Consider the following 847-nt stretch of genomic DNA (forward strand, 5'->3'; position numbering starts at 1 on the left):
GAATGGCGCGATAGGTAGCGACGCGCGAGTCCTTCTCGATCTTTCGGAACGCGATGTTCATGGGGCTAAGGATCTGCACGAACAGGATGGAGAACAAGGTGAACGGCACAGTGAGAATGGTGTCCATTACGAACCGTTTGAACTCCGGCAGCGACGGCAGATTAGCGCGGACATCCCAATGGGGAATCATCACCACGCCCAGCAACACGACCACGCCGAGCTTGAAGAGCACCAATGGGCCGGACACCCTGAAGATCAGCTTCTCGCCCTGCGCGGCGACCAGGACCAGCAGGCACAGAATGGCCAGCGAGAAGAACGGACTGTCAGAGAGCAGCCCTGTGGTCACGCCAAAGCTCTGCAGGTACTTCGCCGCATCAAAGGTCACCGCCATGGAATAGGTCAGCATGCCTTTGAGCAACATGAAGAAGTACACAACGGCCAGAAAGATGCCCCAGTTCTTCCCGAGGTACTGGGTAACGATTCCTGCGTAATGCTCGCATTTCGTGCTGCCTGAAAGCGTCTGCAGATATAGCTCCTGCATCATGTACAGCGCGGGATACGACAGCACCACCGACGCGGCAAACACCCAGACACCAGTGATACCAACCTGAAGCGGCAGAAAAACGATGCCGGCGCCGATTGCCATTCCGATGCAGAGAATGACCCATCCCAGGTCGTATCGGGTGAACGGCACCTTGCCGACAGATGCGGCGGACATGTCCATCTCAGCGGAAGTACTCAATCTCGTCTCCTGTAGTTATGCGAGCCTCGCGACACATGAGAATGTGTGCGGTGCGTCGGCGGGCTTGGTAGCTCTTATGTTTTCGACGCCAGACAATCTGTTTAT

1 protein-coding gene is annotated in these 847 nt (G+C 56.3%); it reads right to left on the minus strand.

The annotated features are described in order from the left end of the window. Positions 1-742, minus strand: a 742-nt coding sequence (locus tag EVC45_RS44905) for an aromatic amino acid transport family protein (RefSeq protein ID WP_306770885.1), incomplete at its 3' end; no start/stop codon positions are given. Positions 743-847 lie beyond the last annotated feature (105 nt).

Origin of the sequence: Paraburkholderia sp. UYCP14C, from assembly GCF_004197395.1 — a bacterium.
Taxonomy (GTDB): Bacteria; Pseudomonadota; Gammaproteobacteria; order Burkholderiales; family Burkholderiaceae; genus Paraburkholderia.